Origin of the sequence: Sinimarinibacterium thermocellulolyticum (genome assembly GCF_040327995.1) — a bacterium.
Classification (GTDB): domain Bacteria; phylum Pseudomonadota; class Gammaproteobacteria; order Nevskiales; family Nevskiaceae; genus Solimonas; species Solimonas thermocellulolyticum.
On the sequence record NZ_JBEPIJ010000024.1, the window covers coordinates 1 to 16,845 of the forward strand.

At 67.1% G+C, this 16,845-nt stretch carries 16 protein-coding genes; 12 read left to right on the top strand and 4 right to left on the bottom strand.

The window, feature by feature from the left end:
- Positions 1-252 precede the first annotated feature (252 nt).
- From hemW to rph, 3 genes are read right to left on the bottom strand one after another with little or no spacing between them, the layout of a single operon-like run.
- A complete protein-coding gene (gene hemW, locus ABSH63_RS14450) occupies positions 253-1,461 on the bottom strand; it encodes a radical SAM family heme chaperone HemW (RefSeq protein ID WP_352890629.1) in 1,209 nt (402 codons plus the stop codon).
- Between the two features lie 3 nt (positions 1,462-1,464).
- Positions 1,465-2,064, bottom strand: coding sequence for an RdgB/HAM1 family non-canonical purine NTP pyrophosphatase (gene rdgB, locus ABSH63_RS14455; RefSeq protein WP_352890631.1), 600 nt, complete (start codon positions 2,062-2,064; stop codon positions 1,465-1,467).
- Positions 2,065-2,068: 4 nt separating this feature from the next.
- The gene (gene rph / locus ABSH63_RS14460; protein ID WP_352890632.1) at positions 2,069-2,788 is read right to left on the bottom strand and encodes a ribonuclease PH; all 720 of its coding nucleotides are present in this window, start codon (positions 2,786-2,788) and stop codon (positions 2,069-2,071) included.
- Between the two features lie 121 nt (positions 2,789-2,909).
- Between rph and ABSH63_RS14465 the strand changes: the two genes are divergently transcribed.
- From ABSH63_RS14465 to trhA, 4 genes are all read left to right on the top strand, one after another.
- Positions 2,910-3,332, top strand: a complete 423-nt coding sequence (locus tag ABSH63_RS14465) for a SufE family protein (protein ID WP_352890634.1) — start codon at positions 2,910-2,912, stop codon at positions 3,330-3,332.
- Between the two features lie 66 nt (positions 3,333-3,398).
- Positions 3,399-4,352: an SPFH domain-containing protein gene (locus ABSH63_RS14470; RefSeq protein ID WP_352890636.1), complete on the top strand. Its 954-nt coding sequence runs from the start codon at positions 3,399-3,401 to the stop codon at positions 4,350-4,352.
- Positions 4,349-4,783, top strand: coding sequence for an NfeD family protein (locus ABSH63_RS14475; RefSeq protein ID WP_352890637.1), 435 nt, complete (start codon positions 4,349-4,351; stop codon positions 4,781-4,783). The genes ABSH63_RS14470 and ABSH63_RS14475 overlap by 4 nt, the downstream gene beginning before the upstream one ends.
- A gap of 85 nt (positions 4,784-4,868) precedes the next feature.
- Positions 4,869-5,492, top strand: coding sequence for a PAQR family membrane homeostasis protein TrhA (gene trhA, locus ABSH63_RS14480; RefSeq protein WP_352890690.1), 624 nt, complete (start codon positions 4,869-4,871; stop codon positions 5,490-5,492).
- Between the two features lie 52 nt (positions 5,493-5,544).
- Here trhA and ABSH63_RS14485 read toward each other — a convergent pair whose 3' ends face one another.
- Complete coding sequence (locus ABSH63_RS14485) at positions 5,545-6,198, bottom strand: NAD-dependent epimerase/dehydratase family protein (protein WP_352890638.1); 654 nt, start codon at positions 6,196-6,198, stop codon at positions 5,545-5,547.
- A gap of 39 nt (positions 6,199-6,237) precedes the next feature.
- Between ABSH63_RS14485 and ABSH63_RS14490 the strand changes: the two genes are divergently transcribed.
- From ABSH63_RS14490 to ABSH63_RS14525, 8 genes are all read left to right on the top strand, one after another.
- Positions 6,238-6,654 (top strand): HIT domain-containing protein, encoded by a 417-nt coding sequence (locus ABSH63_RS14490; protein ID WP_352890640.1) that lies wholly within the window; start codon positions 6,238-6,240, stop codon positions 6,652-6,654.
- A gap of 375 nt (positions 6,655-7,029) precedes the next feature.
- Entirely contained in the window at positions 7,030-8,361 is a 1,332-nt protein-coding gene (locus ABSH63_RS14495) for a hypothetical protein (RefSeq protein ID WP_352890641.1), read from the top strand.
- Positions 8,362-8,469: 108 nt separating this feature from the next.
- A complete protein-coding gene (locus tag ABSH63_RS14500) occupies positions 8,470-10,866 on the top strand; it encodes a hypothetical protein (protein ID WP_352890643.1) in 2,397 nt (798 codons plus the stop codon).
- Positions 10,867-10,930: 64 nt separating this feature from the next.
- Complete coding sequence (locus ABSH63_RS14505) at positions 10,931-12,640, top strand: hypothetical protein (RefSeq protein WP_352890645.1); 1,710 nt, start codon at positions 10,931-10,933, stop codon at positions 12,638-12,640.
- A gap of 32 nt (positions 12,641-12,672) precedes the next feature.
- The gene (locus ABSH63_RS14510) at positions 12,673-13,425 is read left to right on the top strand and encodes a hypothetical protein (protein WP_352890647.1); all 753 of its coding nucleotides are present in this window, start codon (positions 12,673-12,675) and stop codon (positions 13,423-13,425) included.
- Between the two features lie 2 nt (positions 13,426-13,427).
- Positions 13,428-14,264 (top strand): Aq_1264-related membrane protein, encoded by an 837-nt coding sequence (locus tag ABSH63_RS14515; RefSeq protein ID WP_352890649.1) that lies wholly within the window; start codon positions 13,428-13,430, stop codon positions 14,262-14,264.
- Between the two features lie 99 nt (positions 14,265-14,363).
- Positions 14,364-16,346 carry an SDR family oxidoreductase gene (locus ABSH63_RS14520; protein ID WP_352890650.1) on the top strand — a complete coding sequence of 661 codons (1,983 nt, stop codon included), beginning with the start codon at positions 14,364-14,366 and terminating at the stop codon, positions 16,344-16,346.
- 111 nt (positions 16,347-16,457) lie between these two features.
- On the top strand, positions 16,458-16,769 hold the full coding sequence (locus tag ABSH63_RS14525) for a hypothetical protein (RefSeq protein WP_352890652.1): 312 nt from the start codon (positions 16,458-16,460) through the stop codon (positions 16,767-16,769).
- The last annotated feature ends 76 nt before the right edge of the window (positions 16,770-16,845 follow it).

A 16,845-nucleotide genomic window follows, 5' to 3' on the forward strand; every position in this document is an offset into this window, starting at 1 on the left:
CAGAGAAACGTAGCTGAACATCGCACCCTGCTGGATTTCTATTCCCCGCATCCCAGACCCCTGTTTGGAATGTCGCGCGTATAGACCGCAGAATTCATGCCGAGTTTTTCAGCAAGCTGCTAGTCCGGGTCGCGAAACGCGAAAGTGCGCGAATTCTAGTGGAGCGGGGACCGCGCCGCAACCGTGGCGGAGAGCGCCGGCCTGGGATCGATCGCGCGCTCGGCAATGGCCGGCGGCGACGCGGGGCTCGCGTCAAGTGTCCAGGAACAGTCGCAGCAGGCCGTTGAGATGGCGTCGGCCGAACTCGGTCGGACGAATGCGCCGTGCACCGACGTCGAGCAGTCCGCGCTGGATTGCACGACGGACCGCTTCGGTGTCGGCCGACCAGTGTAGGCCGGTGCGTTCGGCGTACAGCGCGGGCGTGAAGCCGTCGTTGAGGCGCAGCGCGTTCATCAGAAACTCGAACGGCCGCTCGGCCGGCGCGACCGCGATTCGCTCTTGGATAGCGCCGGCGGTTCCGGCATCACGTAGGTACCGGCGCGGATGCTTGTGGCGCGCCGCCCGCGTGATGCGAAAGCCGGTTGCATCCCCTGACTCGCCGCATGCAACGGCGGCGACACCGCCCGCGTCGCTGCGCTTTGCATGCGCACCGGCGCCTATCCCCAGATAGTCGCCGTACTCCCAGTAGTTGCGGTTGTGGCGCGACTGGCGGCCGTCACGCGCATAGGCTGAGACCTCGTACTGCGCGTAGCCGGCGGCGGCGAGGCGCTGCTGGCCTTCGAGCTGCATCGCCCAGGCGGTGTCCTCGTCCGGCACCGGCGGCGGGCGCAGGCCGAACTCGGTGTTCGGCTCCAGCGTCAGTTGATACCAGGACAGATGCTCGGGCTGCAGCGCGATGCCGCCGTCGAGATCGGCGAGCGCCGCAGCGAGGTCTTGCTGCGGCAGCGCGTACATCAGATCCAGGTTGATGTTGTCGAAACCCGCCGCGCGCGCGCGCGCATAGGCGCGCATGGCCTCGGCGGCGCTGTGGATGCGGCCCAGCCGCTGGAGCTGGCGGTCGTCCAGGCTCTGGATGCCCATCGACAGGCGGTTGACGCCGGCGTCACGGTAGCCGCGGAAGTTGCCGGCCTCTGCCGTGCCCGGGTTGGCTTCGAGCGTGATCTCGATGTCGTCGGCAAAGGTCAGTCGCCGGTTCACCTGCTCCAGCAGGCGGCCGATGCTGCGGTCCGAGAATAGGCTCGGCGTGCCGCCGCCCATGAAGATGGCGATCAGCGGCCGGGTTTCGCTGCGATCGCTCAACTCGAAGTCGAGATCGCGCAGCAGCGCATCGACGTAGGCGTCCTCCGGCAGCGCGCCGCGCTGCGGATGCGAGTTGAAATCGCAGTACGGACACTTCTGCACGCACCAGGGAAAGTGCAGGTACAGGCTGAGCGGAATCGCCGCTTGCGTCTCACGGCTCACGTCTCACATCTCACGAAGCTGAGCCAGCAGCGACGCAAACGCCCGCGCGCGGTGCGAGATGCGGTTCTTGACCGCGGGATCGAGCTCGGCCGCGCTCCGGTTCTGATCCGGCACCCAGAACAGCGGGTCGTAGCCGAAGCCGTTCGTGCCGCGCGGCGCCTCGAGGACGCGCCCGTGCCACAGGCCGAGCGCGATCATTGGCACCGGATCGTCGGCATGACGCAGGCAGGCCAGCGCGCAGACGAAGCGCGCGGCGCGCTCGGATTCGGGCCGGCCGTCCAGGGCCTGCAGCAGCTTGCGGTTGTTGGCAGCGTCGTCACCGTGCACACCGCCGTAACGCGCCGAGTGCACGCCGGGCGCGCCCCTGAGCGCCGCGACTTCGAGCCCGGAATCGTCGGCGATCGCCATCAGGCCCGACGCGCGCGCGGCATGGCGCGCCTTGAGCAAGGCGTTCTCGACGAAGGTGGGTGCGCTTTCCTCTGGGGTCTGGTCGCAAAACTCGCTGACCAGGCGCACGCGCAGGCCCAGCGGTGCGAGCAAGGCCTGCATTTCGGCGAGCTTTTTGGCGTTGCGGCTCGCGAGCACCACCTCGCGCGTGTTCATCGCGTCAAGAGGCGAGCGCGCGGCGCTGCGCGTCGATCAGCTCGCGGATGCCGCTGCTGGCGAGATCGAGCAGGGCATCCAGCTCCTCGCGGCGGAAGGCGTGGCCTTCGGCGGTGCCCTGCACTTCGACGAACTGGCCGGCGTCGTTCATGACCACGTTCATGTCGCACTCGCAGTCCGAATCCTCGAGATAATCCAGATCGAGCACCGGCACGCCGCGGTAGATGCCCACCGACACCGCCGCGACCTGCCCGAACAGCGGATCGCGCTTGAGTGCGCCGCTGCGGCGCAGGCTGGCGACCGCATCGACCAGCGCGACGTAGCCGCCGGTGATGCTCGCGGTGCGGGTGCCGCCGTCGGCCTGCAAGACGTCGCAGTCCACCGTGATGGTGCAGCTACCGAGCGCGCTCAGATCCACGCAGGCGCGCAGCGAGCGGCCGATCAGGCGCTGGATTTCCTGGGTGCGACCGGACTGCTTGCCCTGTGCCGCCTCGCGGCGGCCGCGCGTGTGTGTCGCACCAGGCAGCATGCCGTACTCGGCGGTGACCCAGCCACCCTCCTTCTTCCACGCCGGACCGCGCTCTTCGACGCTGGCAGTGCACAGCACGCGCGTGTCGCCGAAGCTCACCAGCACCGAGCCCGCGGCGTGCTTGGTGTAGCCGCGCTCGATGCTGACCGCCCGCAATTCATCAAACCGGCGGCCAGAGGGGCGCGTCGTGCTCATCGGTCGGCTCCGCGTGGGCAGGCGGGATGGGCGCGGCGGGGCAACGGGATATTCGGCATGAGCGGGCGCGCAGAATCGCGGAGGGGCCGCGATTATAGGCGCTGGTCGTAGAATGCCGGGCATGAACACCGAAGAGCTGATCGAAACCTTCGAGTTCCTCGGCGATTGGGAGGAGCGCTACCGCTATTTGATCGACCTCGGCCGCAAGCTGCCGCCGATGCCCGAGTCGGAGCACGTCGATGCCAACAAAGTGCGCGGCTGCATGTCACAGGTGTGGCTCACGCACCGCGTCGAGCCGGGGGTGCCGCCGCGGCTGCACTTTCTCGGCGATTCCGACGCCCACATCGTCAAGGGTCTGATCGCGTTGTTGTTCCAGTTGCTCTCGGGCAAGACCGCGCAGGAGATCCTCGACACCGACGTGTCCGGCGTGTTCGAGCGCCTCGGGCTGGAGAGCCATATCTCGATGAACCGCCGCAACGGCTTCTACGCGATGGTCGAGCGCATCCGGCAGACCGCCCGGCAGTATGCCGGCGGCGCGGCATGATGCCGGCCTGATGCCCGGCTAGAATCCGGCTGGCATCGGCGCTGGATAGCCAACGGAGGGCGTGTCATGGGGACGATCGTTGCATTCGTGATCGGCATCTTCCTGCTGGTCACGGCATGGAAGGGCGTGGTCACCGTGCCGCAGGGCATGGAATACACCGTCGAGCGCTTTGGCAAGTACCGGGCGACGTTCACGCCAGGCTTTCACTGGCTGGTGCCTTACGTCGACCGCATCGGCCGCAAGATGAGCATGATGGAACAGGTGCTCGACGTGCCGTCGCAAGAGGTGATCACCAAGGACAACGCCATGGTCGGCGTCGACGGCGTGGTCTTTTTCCAAGTGCTCGATGCGCCCAAGGCCGCCTACGAGGTACACAACCTCGAATACGCGATCATGCAGCTCGCGCAGACCAATCTGCGTACGGTGATGGGCTCGATGGATCTCGACGAGCTGCTCAGCCATCGCGACGCGATCAACTCGCGCCTGCTCGGCGTGATCGACGACGCCACCACGCCCTGGGGGGTGAAGGTCACGCGCGTCGAAGTCAAGGACATCCGCCCGCCCGCCGATCTGGTCAACGCCATGGCGCGGCAGATGAAGGCCGAGCGCGACAAGCGCGCCAACGTGCTCGAAGCCGAAGGTCTGCGCGCCGCGGCGATCCTCAAGGCCGAAGGCGAGCGTCAGGCGCAGATCCTCGCCGCCGAGGCGCAAAAGCAGGAGCAGATCCTCGAAGCCGAGGGCCGCAAGGAGGCCGCGTTCCGCGACGCCGAAGCGCGCGAGCGCCTTGCCGAGGCCGAGGCCAAGGCGACGATGATGGTCAGCCAAGCGATCGCCAAGGGCGATGTGCAGGCGATCAACTACTTCGTCGCGACCAAGTACGTCGAAGCACTGGCGCGCATCGCCACCAGCCCGAACGAGAAGCTGGTGCTGATGCCGCTGGAAGCGGGCAGCGTGATCGGCGCGATCGGCGGCATCGCCGAAATCGCGAAGAAGGCCGGCTTCTCCGGGCCGTCGTCGTGACGATCGAGTTCTGGCACTGGCTGGCGCTGGGCTTCGGGCTGCTCGCGCTGGAGATGTTCCTGCCCACGGGCTTCATCCTGCTGTGGCTCGGTGTCGGCGCGATCACCGTCGGCGGTATCGCCTGGATCGTGCCTGGCATGGGCTGGGCCGTGGAGTTCGTGTTGTGGGGCGCGCTCTCGGTGATCGCGGTGCTGGCCTGGCGCAAGTTCAAGCCGCTGTCCTTCGAAAGCGAGCGCCCCACGCTGAACCGACGCGGACACGCTTACGTCGGGCGCACGTTCACGCTGGGCGAGCCCATGGTCAACGGCGTCGGCAAGCTGCGCATCGACGACTCGCAGTGGCGCATCGTCGGCTCGGACGCGCCGGCCGGCACGCGCGTGCGCGTCGTCGAGGTCGAGGGCACGACGCTCAAGGTGGAGAAGCTGGATTAACGAGCGCAGCCGGCAGGGACTCGGGCACCCGCACGAGATTCTGGGCGTCCAGGTCTCCGACAAGCTCTACTCGCTCGGCGAGGAGATCGCCCATGCGATCACGCATGGGCTGGGCATCGTGCTGTCCATCGTCGGACTCACGGTGCTGGTCGCGCGCGCGGCCCTGTACGGCGATGCCTGGCACATCACCGCCGTCAGCATCTTCGGCGCGACACTGGTATTGATGTATGCCGCGTCGACGCTGTACCACAGCATCCCGGCAAGCACGTTGCCGCGCAGCAAACGCGTGCTGCGCGTCATCGACCACTCACTGATCTATTTTCTGATCGCCGGCACTTACACCCCGTTCACGCTGGTGACGCTCAAGGGGCCTTGGGGCTGGAGCCTGTTCGCGTTCACCTGGGGTCTGGCGCTGGCCGGCGTCGCGTTCAAGGTCTTTGCCACCGGAAAGTTCGAGAGGCTATCGCTGGCCATCTATCTCGGCATGGGCTGGTGCGCGATCGCCGCGGTCGAACCCTTGCTGCAGAACCTCGAGCGTGGCGGTCTGATCCTGATGCTCGCCGGCGGCCTGACTTACAGCGGCGGTGTCGCCTTCTATGTCTGGGAGCGACTGCGCTACCACCACGCGATCTGGCATCTGTTCGTGCTCGCCGGCAGCGTGCTGCACTACTTCGCCGTGCTGTTCTACGTCGTCCCCGGTCCGGCGTGATGTCTCGCGCCATCGGCCGGCCCAGGCCGGATGGAGCGCTCGAATGGCGCGCTCAGCCGCCGTCGCGCAGCGGCAGGTGATGCACGTGCACGCCCGGCTCCCCGCGCAAGGCCAGGCGCAGCATCGCCTCGGCGACGTCCGCGCCGCGCACCGGCCGATAGCGGCGCAAAGGGCCGCGCAGCAACGGCGCGATCGCCGGTGCCAGGCGTTGCGCCAGATCCTCGGCTGGACGTGACTGGGCGCGCTCGCCGAGCAGCAGCGACGGGCGCAGGATGTGCACCGCCGCATAGTCGAGCTGGCTCACGGCCGCTTCCATGCGTCCCTTCACGCGCGAATAAAACGCCAGCGCGTGGCGCGACGCGCCCACCGCCGACACCACCAGGAACTGCTGCGCGCCGGCATGGCGCGCGACGCGTGCCAGGTCGACGACCATGCGGTAGTCCACATCCTCGAAGGCTGCGCGCGATCCGGCGACGGCCATCGTGGTGCCCAGGCAGCAGAACACGTCGTCCACCGCGAGCGCGTCGCCCAGAAGGTCGAGCTGCGCGTAGTCGGTGTGCAGCTCGCGCAGCCGGTCGTGTCGCACGCCCAGCGGCCGACGGGTCAGCGCGCGCACCTCACGGTACGCGGGATCGTGCAGCAGGCGCTGCAGCAACTGTGCGCCCACCAGGCCGGTCGGACCGGCGACCACCGCGGTTCGGTTCATGCGATGCTTCCCCCGATCATCGAATGCGGAGTCTAAGGGATGAGGCTGGGCTTCGAACTCGACCCACGCCTGGCCGCCGACACCCTGCCGGTCGGCGACGGGCCGCTATGCCGCGTGCTGCTGATGAACGACCAGCGCTATCCGTGGGTGATTCTGGTGCCGCGGGTGGCCGGGGTGACCGAGCTCTACCAGCTCACGAGCGCGCAGCAACGGCAACTGCTCGACGAATCGATGCGCCTGGGTGAACGGCTGATGGCGCACTTCGCCGGGCACAAGCTCAACGTGGCCGCGCTCGGCAACGTGGTCGCGCAACTGCACGTGCACCACATCGTGCGCTACCGCGACGATGCGGCCTGGCCGGCGCCGGTCTGGGGGCGGCATCCGCCGCAGCCGTATGGCGCCGAGGGGGCGCAAGCGCGGGTTGCAGAGTTGCGCCGCTTGCTCGATCTGGGCTGACAGCGCCTGTCGGGATCGCTGCGGGTGGTGTTGACGCGCGCGCAGGGTCAGGCCCTTGGGCTGTTCAGCCCTGGCCGTCCATGGCGCGACGGCGTGCGCCTTTGACCGCCCGGCCCGCGCTTGCCTGACTCGTCGTGACATCGAGGCACGACGCGCCGGGGGCGAGCGCCCCTTGGCCGGGCGTTCAGCGGCGTAGCGAGCTGTGCTCGCCAAGCACGCCGCTTCACCCCCCAGCTAGGGGGCGCGGGGTGGGGCGTGGCTCCCTAAAGTCGGCATCGTGCGCGAACACCCCCGTTCGCGCGCGGACCACAAGGGATACGGATCATGGGTATGCGGTTTTCTCGACGCGGTTCATGCCTGCGCGTTTGCGCAGCCATGGCCATCACATTGCTGGTCTCGGCGTGCAACGATGGCGAGGGCACGATCTCGCCCGCCGATGCCAACACGATGACGCAGGCACTGGAGATCAAAGTCGGCGACAGCCCGGTGCGCAAGCTCATCGGCGATTTGCCGACCGGTAGCAACCAGCCGGGAGAGCCTCTCGTCGAGCTCCAGGACGACGAGATCGAGGCGCGTGCCGGCACGACGGTCGACGTCGATCTGGTGTTCACCACCGACAGCGGCGTCGATATGAGCAAGATCTTCGCGAAGATCGGCAATGCCTCGCAGTACTTCGAGATCACGGTGTCCGCGGGCAGCAAGCGCGTGCTCTCCGGCAAGGCCGGGGTGAGCTACCCGGTGTCGATCACGATTCCGCGTTTCATCGCACCGGGCACGTTCTCGATCCGGTTCAGCGGCCAGAATGCTCAGGGCCTGAACTCCAACGCGGTGCAACTGCTGGTCAACCTGACGGCGGCCGCCGCACCGACGGCGACGCCTGCGCCGAGTGCCACGCCCACCCCCACGGCTTCGCCAACGGCGTCCCCGACGGCCTCACCGACGCCGAATCCGAGCGCCACGCCGACACCGACCGCGACGCCGACGGCAACGCCGAGCGCAACGCCGACGCCCACGCCGGGCACCGGCGGCAAGGCCACGGCCTGCCTGAATCCCGCATTGCTGGCTGTCGGCACGCGCGTCGTCGAGCAGGTTCGCTCGACCGACGGTCAGAGCGGCACCGACCTGACCACGACCTCGGACTCGGTGGTCATGCGTACCACCACTTTCAAGGGTAACGAGGCCGTCGAGACCGAGTCGGACGTCCAGGCCCGCTCGCAGCGCAATCCGCAAATCAACTCCGACTCGACGACGCGCAGCTACACGCGGCTCGACGGCAGCACGCTGAAGATCTTCGGCGTCGTCACCGAGGCGCAGACCCAGGCCGGCACCGTCACCACCACGATCTCGAACGACCCGCCGGCCGAGGAGCGCTTCGATCTGGATCCGGGGCAGAGCTACACGCAGACCTACACGACGACGCAGGAGGGCGGCTCGGTCGGTGGATTCCCGATTCCGCCGACGCAGACGCAGTTCACCGTGAAGACCACGTACAACGGCCAGGAACGCGTGACCGTGCCAGCGGGGACCTTCGACGCCTGTAAGTTCACCGATGAGACGACGGCGACCGTCAACGGCCAGACCTCGACCGGCAACACGACGACGTGGATCGCCGTGGGTAGCGGCCAGTTCCTCAAGTCGATCGCGGACGGCGACGTCAACGAGCTGATCAGCGCGTCGATCAACGGCGAGCCGGTCACCGGCGACTAAAAGCACCGCGCTTTGCGTATTTAGGCCGCCGGGCGATGCCCGGCGGCCTTTTTCGTGTCCGGCGCGCTAGACTGGCGCGCATCACACGCAAGGCTCCGGGGGGAGACCATGGGCACGAGAGGCGCAGCACTGTTGGGGCTGATGGTCGCGCTGCCGTTGCAGGCCTACGACGCGAAAGACGCCGAGGCGTTCTTTCCCAAATGGGGCGAGTACCCCGTACCGGATACGCCGTACCGTTCCGAGAACCGCTCGGTGTCGGTGTTCGATCTGATCGAGCGCAACCTCACCACCGGCATCTGGGAGGGTTCGCCCAAGGTGCAGGCCGAGCGTGAACGCTATGCCGCGGAGTTCTACGCCACGCTGGCCTCGCGCAAGGTCTGGCACGAGGGTCACGGCCAGGCCACGCACCCGTTCCAGGGGCCGATCGTCTGGGACATCGTGCCGATCCCACAGGCCGCGCCGCCGCCCTGCGACCAGCCGCAGCCCACCGGCTACGACGCCGACTCTTGTCGCTACGTCAACTCATTGTTCAAGGATTTGGAAAAGCGTGATCCCGAGGCCGCGCGAAAGGCGCGCGAGATCGTGCGCCGTGGCCGCGACGTCTGGTTCAAGGGCACTTTCGGCAACCAAGACGAGGAATACCTGCATCTGGCCCGCACGGTCGGTCGCGAGAACGTCTGGTATCCGTGGCTGGACACGCGCACACGTCCGTATCGCTTCACCAAGTGGGGCATGATCAACGACCCGGACTGTGAGCAGGGTGATGCCAGCACCAACTGGTACGACAAATGTCCGGACCCGCACAGCTCCGGCGTGCTCGGCTATCGCAAGTACTACGCCGATCCGCTCAAGAACGAGAAGGGCGAGATCGTGTTCGACCCGGCGACCTCGCCTTACCGCGAAGACGAGCTGCGCAAGAACCTGCGCTACGTGCTCGGCGGCCCCTGCGTGCAATGCCACGTCGCCTTCGATCCGACCAATCCGCCGAAGAATCCCAACGAGCCTGAGTGGGAGAACATCCACGCGCTGATCGGCAACCAGTACACGATGCAGCCGATGCAGTACGTGATGGGCACGCCCGAGGATAGCCTCGCGCGCCAGGTGCTCGGCCGCGGCCATCGCGTCGGCACCATCGACACCTCACTGGTGGCCTCGGACTTCCAGCACAACCCGGGCACGCAGAACAACGTGATGGACTTCTTCAACAAGCGCCTGTTCGAAGAAGACATGAAGCACCCGGTGACCGGCGAGATCCGCAAGGCGCGCACGCGCGCGGTGCTCAAGGGCGGCGAGGATTCGGTGGGCGAACACCTCGCGCTGATCCGCGTCTACGTCAACATCGGCATGTGCACCGAAGAATGCTGGACGCCGAATTTCCCGGTGCCCGGCAGCTTCTTCGGCGAGAAGGCCCGGCAAAAGCCCTTCCGCATCGCCCAGTGCGCGAAGGACTGCGAGGCCTGGAACCACGCCGACGCCAAGATGCCGGACCTCGCCGCCTTTTTGATGACCGGTGGGCCGACCTATCTGCTCAAGGCCGTCGATGTCGACGGCACGCCCGGCAGCGCCTTCGTCGATTTGAGCAAGGTCCCGCAGGGGCGCAAGGTGTTCGCGCGCGAGTGCGCGCAGTGTCACAGCTCGAAGGTCGCGCCCGACAACATCCGCGCCGACAAGGAGGCGCTCGCGCGCTTCTACGAGGGCCATGTGTTCGGCAGCGAGCAGTTCTGGGAACTGGAGTTCAGCGAAGAGGAGCGCAACAGCGAAGCGTTCAAGGCCAAGTATCTCGTCGCCGACGCAAGCGGCAAGCTGCGTCCGCGCCAGTTCGCCAAGGACGGGGTTTTCGGGCAGGACTGGCTGTCGAACGACGAGCCGGTGCCGTTCCACATCATCGGCACCAACCGCTGCCGCGCGCTGCACGACAACCACAACGAGGGTCACATCTGGGAGGAATTCTCGTCGGAAACCTACAAGCAGCGGCCGTCGCCGGGCGCCGAACCCAACGTGATCAACCGCATGGTGCCGCTCATCGGCGGCACGCGCGTGCCGGGTGAGCGCGTCATCGAGGGTGGGCCGGGCTATCTGCGCAATTTCTCGTTGCTCTCGGTCTGGGCCACGGCGCCTTTCCTGCACAACAACGCGATCGGCGAACTGACCTATCTCGACGACGGCGAAACCATCGACTACACCGTCGCCGGACGCATCAAGCAGTTCGAGATGGCCTACGCGGAACTGATGCTGTCCGACAACCCCGCCGACACCCCGCATCGGCCGCAGAAGATCAGCGTCACCGACCGCGACATCAAGCTCGCGCCGCGCGAGGATCAGCAGGGCTTCATCAAGCTGCCGGTCGCCGCCGGCACGCCGATCGCAAACTTCACCAGCTCCGACCCGCACAAGCCGCTGTTCATGAAGTGCGACGATGCAGTCGAGAACAAGGGCCACCAGTTCGGGATCTCGCTGTCCGACGAGGACAAGCTCGCGCTGCGTGAGTTTCTGAAGATTCTGTGAGCTCGCGAACCGTGTGTGCCCTCGCCGCCGTTTGCCGTCCACGCGGGCCTGCCCACGGCTGCACATGCGCATCCTGAGCGTCGCGCTGCTGCTGCTTTTCGCCGCGGCGATCTGGTGGGGCCTCGGCCGCGAATCCGACGGCGAGCAGGTCTCGGTCGTTTCGCGCGCGGCCGAAGTGGCCGCGCAGGGGGATTCGCTGTCCGCGCGTGCCATTCCCAATGACGATCTACCGCCGGACGGCACACGCTCGCTGTTCGATCACCTGGTCGCGCAGAACGACGCTCTGCCCTATCCCTTCGAGGACCTGGTCGCGATGATCCAGCGCCAGGCCGGCGTGGAATCCACGCCGGTGATGCTGGCGATACCGCTCGGGCGCTCGCTGCTCAAGGCACAGGCCGACTTCCATCGCCCGCGCGTGCTCTACGCCGCCGACTTCGATGGCACCAACACACCGGCCAGTCTCGGCGTCGCGGCGCGCGCTCGCCTGTTCCTCGGATTCGTCGAGAACGCGCGCGAGATCGAGGTCATCAGCTACAACGAGGCGGCCGGCCGCTACGAGTTCCAGCTCGTGCAGGACTACGCCGCCGATGGCCAGCGCCGCATCGTCTACGCGCGGCGCGCGGTGTGCATGACCTGCCATCAGGGCGGCGCGCCGATCTTTCCGCAGCGGCCGTGGAACGAGACCAACGCCCAGGCGGGCATCGCCGCAGGCATCCGTGCCGCCCGCGGCGAGGCACCTTATCTGGGTGTGCCGCCGCAGGTGCCGCTGGCGATTCCCGAACGCTTCGACGAGCTGACCGATGTCGGCGCCTTCACCGTCACCCTGCAGCGCCTGTGGATCGACGGCTGCGGGGGTGACGCCACCTGCCGGCGGACGATGCTGCGCCTCGGCCTGCGCTACGCGAGCAACCCCGGCGCTTTCGATGCCGATGCCGACGAGGCGCTTGGCCTGCGCGCGATGCAGGCGGCGCACTGGCCGGCCGACGGCATCGGCGTGCCGGAATCCGATATTCGCAATCGCGATCCGCTCGCCGAAGCGCGTGGCTGGCGCGCGCGGCTGCATGCGTGGCTCACCCCGGCGCCGGACCCCGACGCCGGCGCGAAGGACAATGAAGACCTCGACGCCTTCGACCGTCTGCCGAAGCTGCCGGCCGAACTCGATCCGCTGACGCCGCGCGCACCCAAGCGCAGGCTCGCCGCCGACGCCCTCGATGGCGTCTACGGCGTCGCCGCCCTGTTCAGCGCCGACGATCTGCGCATGCTCGAAGCCGCCAGCGGCCACGAGCCGCGGCGCCTGGACGCGGCGGTAGACGCCTTGCCCGACGCGCTGTTCGACGCCGCGCCGCTGTCGCGCGTGCGCCTGCTGCAGGCGTTGCTGACGCAACTCGGTGCGCCGGTTCCCGAGTACTGCTGCCTCGACACGAGCGCGATGTCGGCGCCGGTGGCGCTGTCCGCCCCGCAGCTGACGCTTGCTGCGGGCTCACCGCTGCAGCCATTTGCCGAGTACTGCTTCAGTTGTCATCGCGGCAATCCGGCGGCGCGGCTGGACTTCATGTCCGGCGACACCGAGGCCGCCGTCGCCGCGAACATCCGCGGCAAGCCCGAGATTCGCGACGCGCTCGACTGGGCGCGTTATGAAAACACCGCGCAGGCGTCCAAGCTGATGCCGCCGGCGGACTCGGCCGAGTACGCGCGCATGCGCGCCGCTCTTGCCCGCGACCCGCAGCTCTTGGCGCGCATGCGCGAACAGGTACCGGGACTGTTCGATTTCTGAACGTGAGATCTGAAGACGTGAGACGTGCGACGGTGCTCCTGGCAGTCTTGATGAGTCTCGGCAGCGGCGCAGCCCAAGCCGAGCCGGCCTTCGCGCGTCTGTACAAGCAGCAATACGGCTACACGCCCTCGTGCAACGCCTGCCACAAGGACGGTGGCGGCACGCCGGTGAACGGCTACGGGCAGCAGTACAAGGACGCCGGCATGACGCTGGCGGCCTTCGGCACCATCGCCGGACTCGATGGCGACGGTGACGGCTTCGCCAACGATGCCGAATCGCGGGCCAGGGCCAATCCTGGCGACGCGCGCTCGACGCCGGATAACAAGGGCGACTGGCTCGACACCGCGAGCCTGATCCCGCGCGAGGTGCAGGCGGCGTTTCCCGGCGTGCGCGCCTATCTGCCCCGCGATGCGGTGCTCACCGATGCCGACATCGCACGCGCAAGGTCGATGGGCGCCGAACTGAGCCGTGACGACGAGAACACCATCTACATTCCGCTCGAAAACCAGCGCCCGGTGGGCACCGCGCTGATCTTCCCGGTCGCGCACGGCGACAAGACCTTCTTTCTGCTGATGACCACCGACCGACAGTTGCGCATCACCGGCGTCGTTCCGCTGAACACCAACCAGGTGCCGGCGGCCGCGCGTGCGGAGCTGTACCGCGGCTATACCGGTGTGGCGCTCGATGCGCTGCCGGCCGCCCAGGGCGAGGGGCTCGCCGCCGACATCGCCCGTGCGGTGAAAAACGCCGGCACGCTAGTCTACGTGCGTTTGAAGGGCGCCTGAAGATGAGCCCGCGCCGCGCCCGTCTGATCGAGCTGCTGCTCGCGCTGCTGCTCATCGCCGCGATCGCCGGCACACGCGTGCTCGCGCAGGCCGCGGCGGAGCAGGACCTCGCCGCCGAAGCCGCCGCGCAGGTTGCCGACGACGACTTCGATTTCTTCAGCGACGCGCCGGTGACCAGCAGCGACATCGTCGAGCTGCCACTGCCGCCGTCGCGCTGGATCAGCGTCGGCGGCCCGCTCGCCTTGATCGCCTTCTTTTTTTTGCTGATCGGCTTCTTCTGGTGGATGGTGCCGTTCCAGGCACACACGCTGGACATCAACCTGCACCACCTGCCCACCGGCGTGAAACGCGGCATCGCCATGGCCACCGTGCTGTTCGGCATCGCCTTTGCGTTCGGCGCGTCCGAGATCTGGTACCAGCTCCGCCTGCACGGCAGCGCCGAGGCCTATTTCGCGCAGATGTCGCTAGGCAAGCTGATCGCGTTCACGCATGCGCACCTGTTCGGCTTCACCACCAGCTTCTTCATCATCGGCATCCCGTTCTCGCTGCAGTTCAACCATCTGTGGCCGTACCAGTGGGTGTTTCCGATCGGCCTGTCGGCGTCGCTGACCGACGTGATCTCGTGGTGGGGCATCAAGTATCTGGCGCCGAGCTTCGAGTGGGTGTCGGTGTTCTGCGGCATCCTGTTCTCGCTCAGCTATCTGTACATGCTGGTCGGCCTGCTCCGGGTGCTGCTGTTCCCGGAGGTCGTCTGGATCACCGACAAGGACGCCAAGGAGCGGCTCGGTCGCCGTCGCGCGCTGCGCGAGGCGTCCCGTCACCACGAGGGCGATTACTGATCGCCGCGCCCGACGCCGTGCAGACCGCATCGTTCGGCCGCAGGCGTCCGGTAAAATCCGCCTCTGCGATCGCATAACGACTTGTGGGGAGCACGAACCATGAACTACTTCGTCACCGGAGCCACCGGTTTCATCGGTAAATTCCTGCTCGAAGAGCTGCTCAAGCGCGAGGACGCCAAGGTCCACGTGCTGGTGCGCGAGTCGTCCAAAAACAAGGTCGAGGCGCTACGCGAACGTTACGGCGCCGCCGGCAAGCGCGTACTGCCGGTGTACGGCGACATCACCCAGCCGGGCCTGGTCGCGCCGGAGGATTTCAAGAGGCTCAAGGGCAAGATCGACCACGTCTTTCACCTCGCCGCCGTCTATGACATGAACATGGACGACGCCACCGGCGATCGCATCAACAACGAGGGTACGCGCAATCTCGTCGCCTTCTGCAACGAGCTCGGCGGCAACGTGCGCCTGCATCACGTCTCCAGCGTCGCCGTCGCCGGCGGCGATTTCGTCGGTCGTTTCACCGAGGAGATGTTCGACGAGGGCCAGCGCCTGGGCCATCCGTACTTTCGCACCAAGTTCGAGTCGGAAAAAATCGTGCGCGACGAGGCGCGCGTGCCGTTTCGCATCTACCGCCCGGGTGCCGTCGTCGGTCACTCCCAGACCGGCGAGATGGACAAGATCGACGGCCCCTACTACTTCTTCAAGACCATCCAGAAGATCAGCTACTCGGTGCCCAAGTGGTTGCCGCTGGTCGGTGTCGAAGGCGGGCACGTGCCGCTGGCGCCGGTGGACTATGTGGCCAAGGCGCTCGACTACATCGCCCACCAGGACGGGCTCGACGGCGAATGCTTCTGCCTGATCCAGTCGCGCTCGCCCACCGTCGGCGAGCTACTCCAGACACTGTTCGAGGCCGCGCACGGCCCGCACTTTGCCAAGAAGTTCGAGCTGCCGCCGGTCCCGGCCCCGGTCAAGCAGATCACCAGCGAAGTCGGCGCGCGCATCCCCGACGCCGTGCGACGGCGCATCTCGCGCGCCATCGGCGTGCCGGTCTCGGTGCTCGGTTATGTGTTCAACCAGGCCGTGTTCGATGACAAAAACGCGCGCAAGGCCCTCAAAGGGTCCGGCATCCAGTGCCCGGACATCCGCGACTATGCGGACAAGCTCTGGGCCTACTGGGAGCTGCATCTCGACCTGCACGTGAAGGTGCCCGAGCGTGCGGTGCACAAGCTCGCCGGCAAGGTCGCCGTGGTCACCGGTGCCTCGTCGGGCATCGGCTTCGTCGTCTCCAAGAAGCTCGCGGCCGCCGGCGCCAAGGTGATCCTGGTGGCGCGCACCAAGGAAAAGCTCGACGAGACGCGCATGGTGATCGAGAAGATGGGCGGGGAGGCTTACGTCTACCCCTGCGATCTCAACGACATGGCGGCCATCGACGATTGCGCGCAGAAAATCCTCAAGGACTTCGATCACGTGGACATCCTCGTCAACAACGCCGGTCGTTCGATCCGCCGCGCGGTGTTCGAATCGCTGGACCGATTCCACGATTTCGAGCGCACGATGCAGCTCAACTACTTTGGCGCCGTGCGCATGATCCTCAACTTCCTGCCCGGCATGGCCAAGCGCAAGAGCGGGCAGATCATCAACATCAGCTCCATCGGCGTACTCGCCAACGCCGCGCGCTTCTCCGCGTATGTGGCGAGCAAGGCGGCGCTCGACGCCTTCTCGCGTTGCCTATCGGCCGAAGTCAAGCACCTGAACATCGACGTCACCGCGATTTACATGCCGCTGGTGCGTACGCCGATGATCGCGCCGACCAAGCTCTACGATTACGTGCCGACCTGGAGTCCGGAAAAGGCCGCCGACACGGTGATGAAGGCCATCCTCGACCGCCCCAAGTCCATCGCCACGCCCCTGGGCACCGCCGCGGCGATCAGCTACGCACTCTGGCCCAAGGTCAACGACTACATCCTCAACAAGGGCTTCAACCTGTTCCCGTCCTCGAGCGCTGCCAAGGGGCGCAAGGACGGCGCCAAGCCCACGCTGGAACAGGTGGTCTTCGCCAACCTGTTCAAGGGCGAGTACTTCTAACCGTCCTGCTCCCCTCTCCCTCCGGGAGAGGGGTCGGGCGTGAGGGAAGGCGCCTGCGCAACCGGCCGTGGCCTGCCCTGCCGCCGAAAATGCGCCACCAGCTCCGCGCCGATGTTTGGCTACGCGCCGGACGGCGTGACGGTGCAGGTGCACGGCGACGGCCCTTTCAACCAGGCCTGGGTCCACCCTGCGTTCTCCCTGGAGTGGATGCCCCCCGTATCCGGCTTCGGCACGGCCCCTCCCTCTATGTTCGCGTTCCGCAAGGGCGACACGGTCTCCACGCCACGCGGATCGGGTGAGGTTTTGCAGGGGTACCGGACCGGCAACAACATCCAGTACGAGATCTATTCTGCGGAGCGCGGCCTCTTCATGGCTGACGAAAAGGACATGAAGCGCGCGCCTGCTGAGGGGCAGCAACGGTGACGCCCAACAACGCGTTCTAGCGGAAGCCCAACCGCTGTGCGGTTGGGGCCCCTCGGCCGCTATGCGGCCTCGGCTT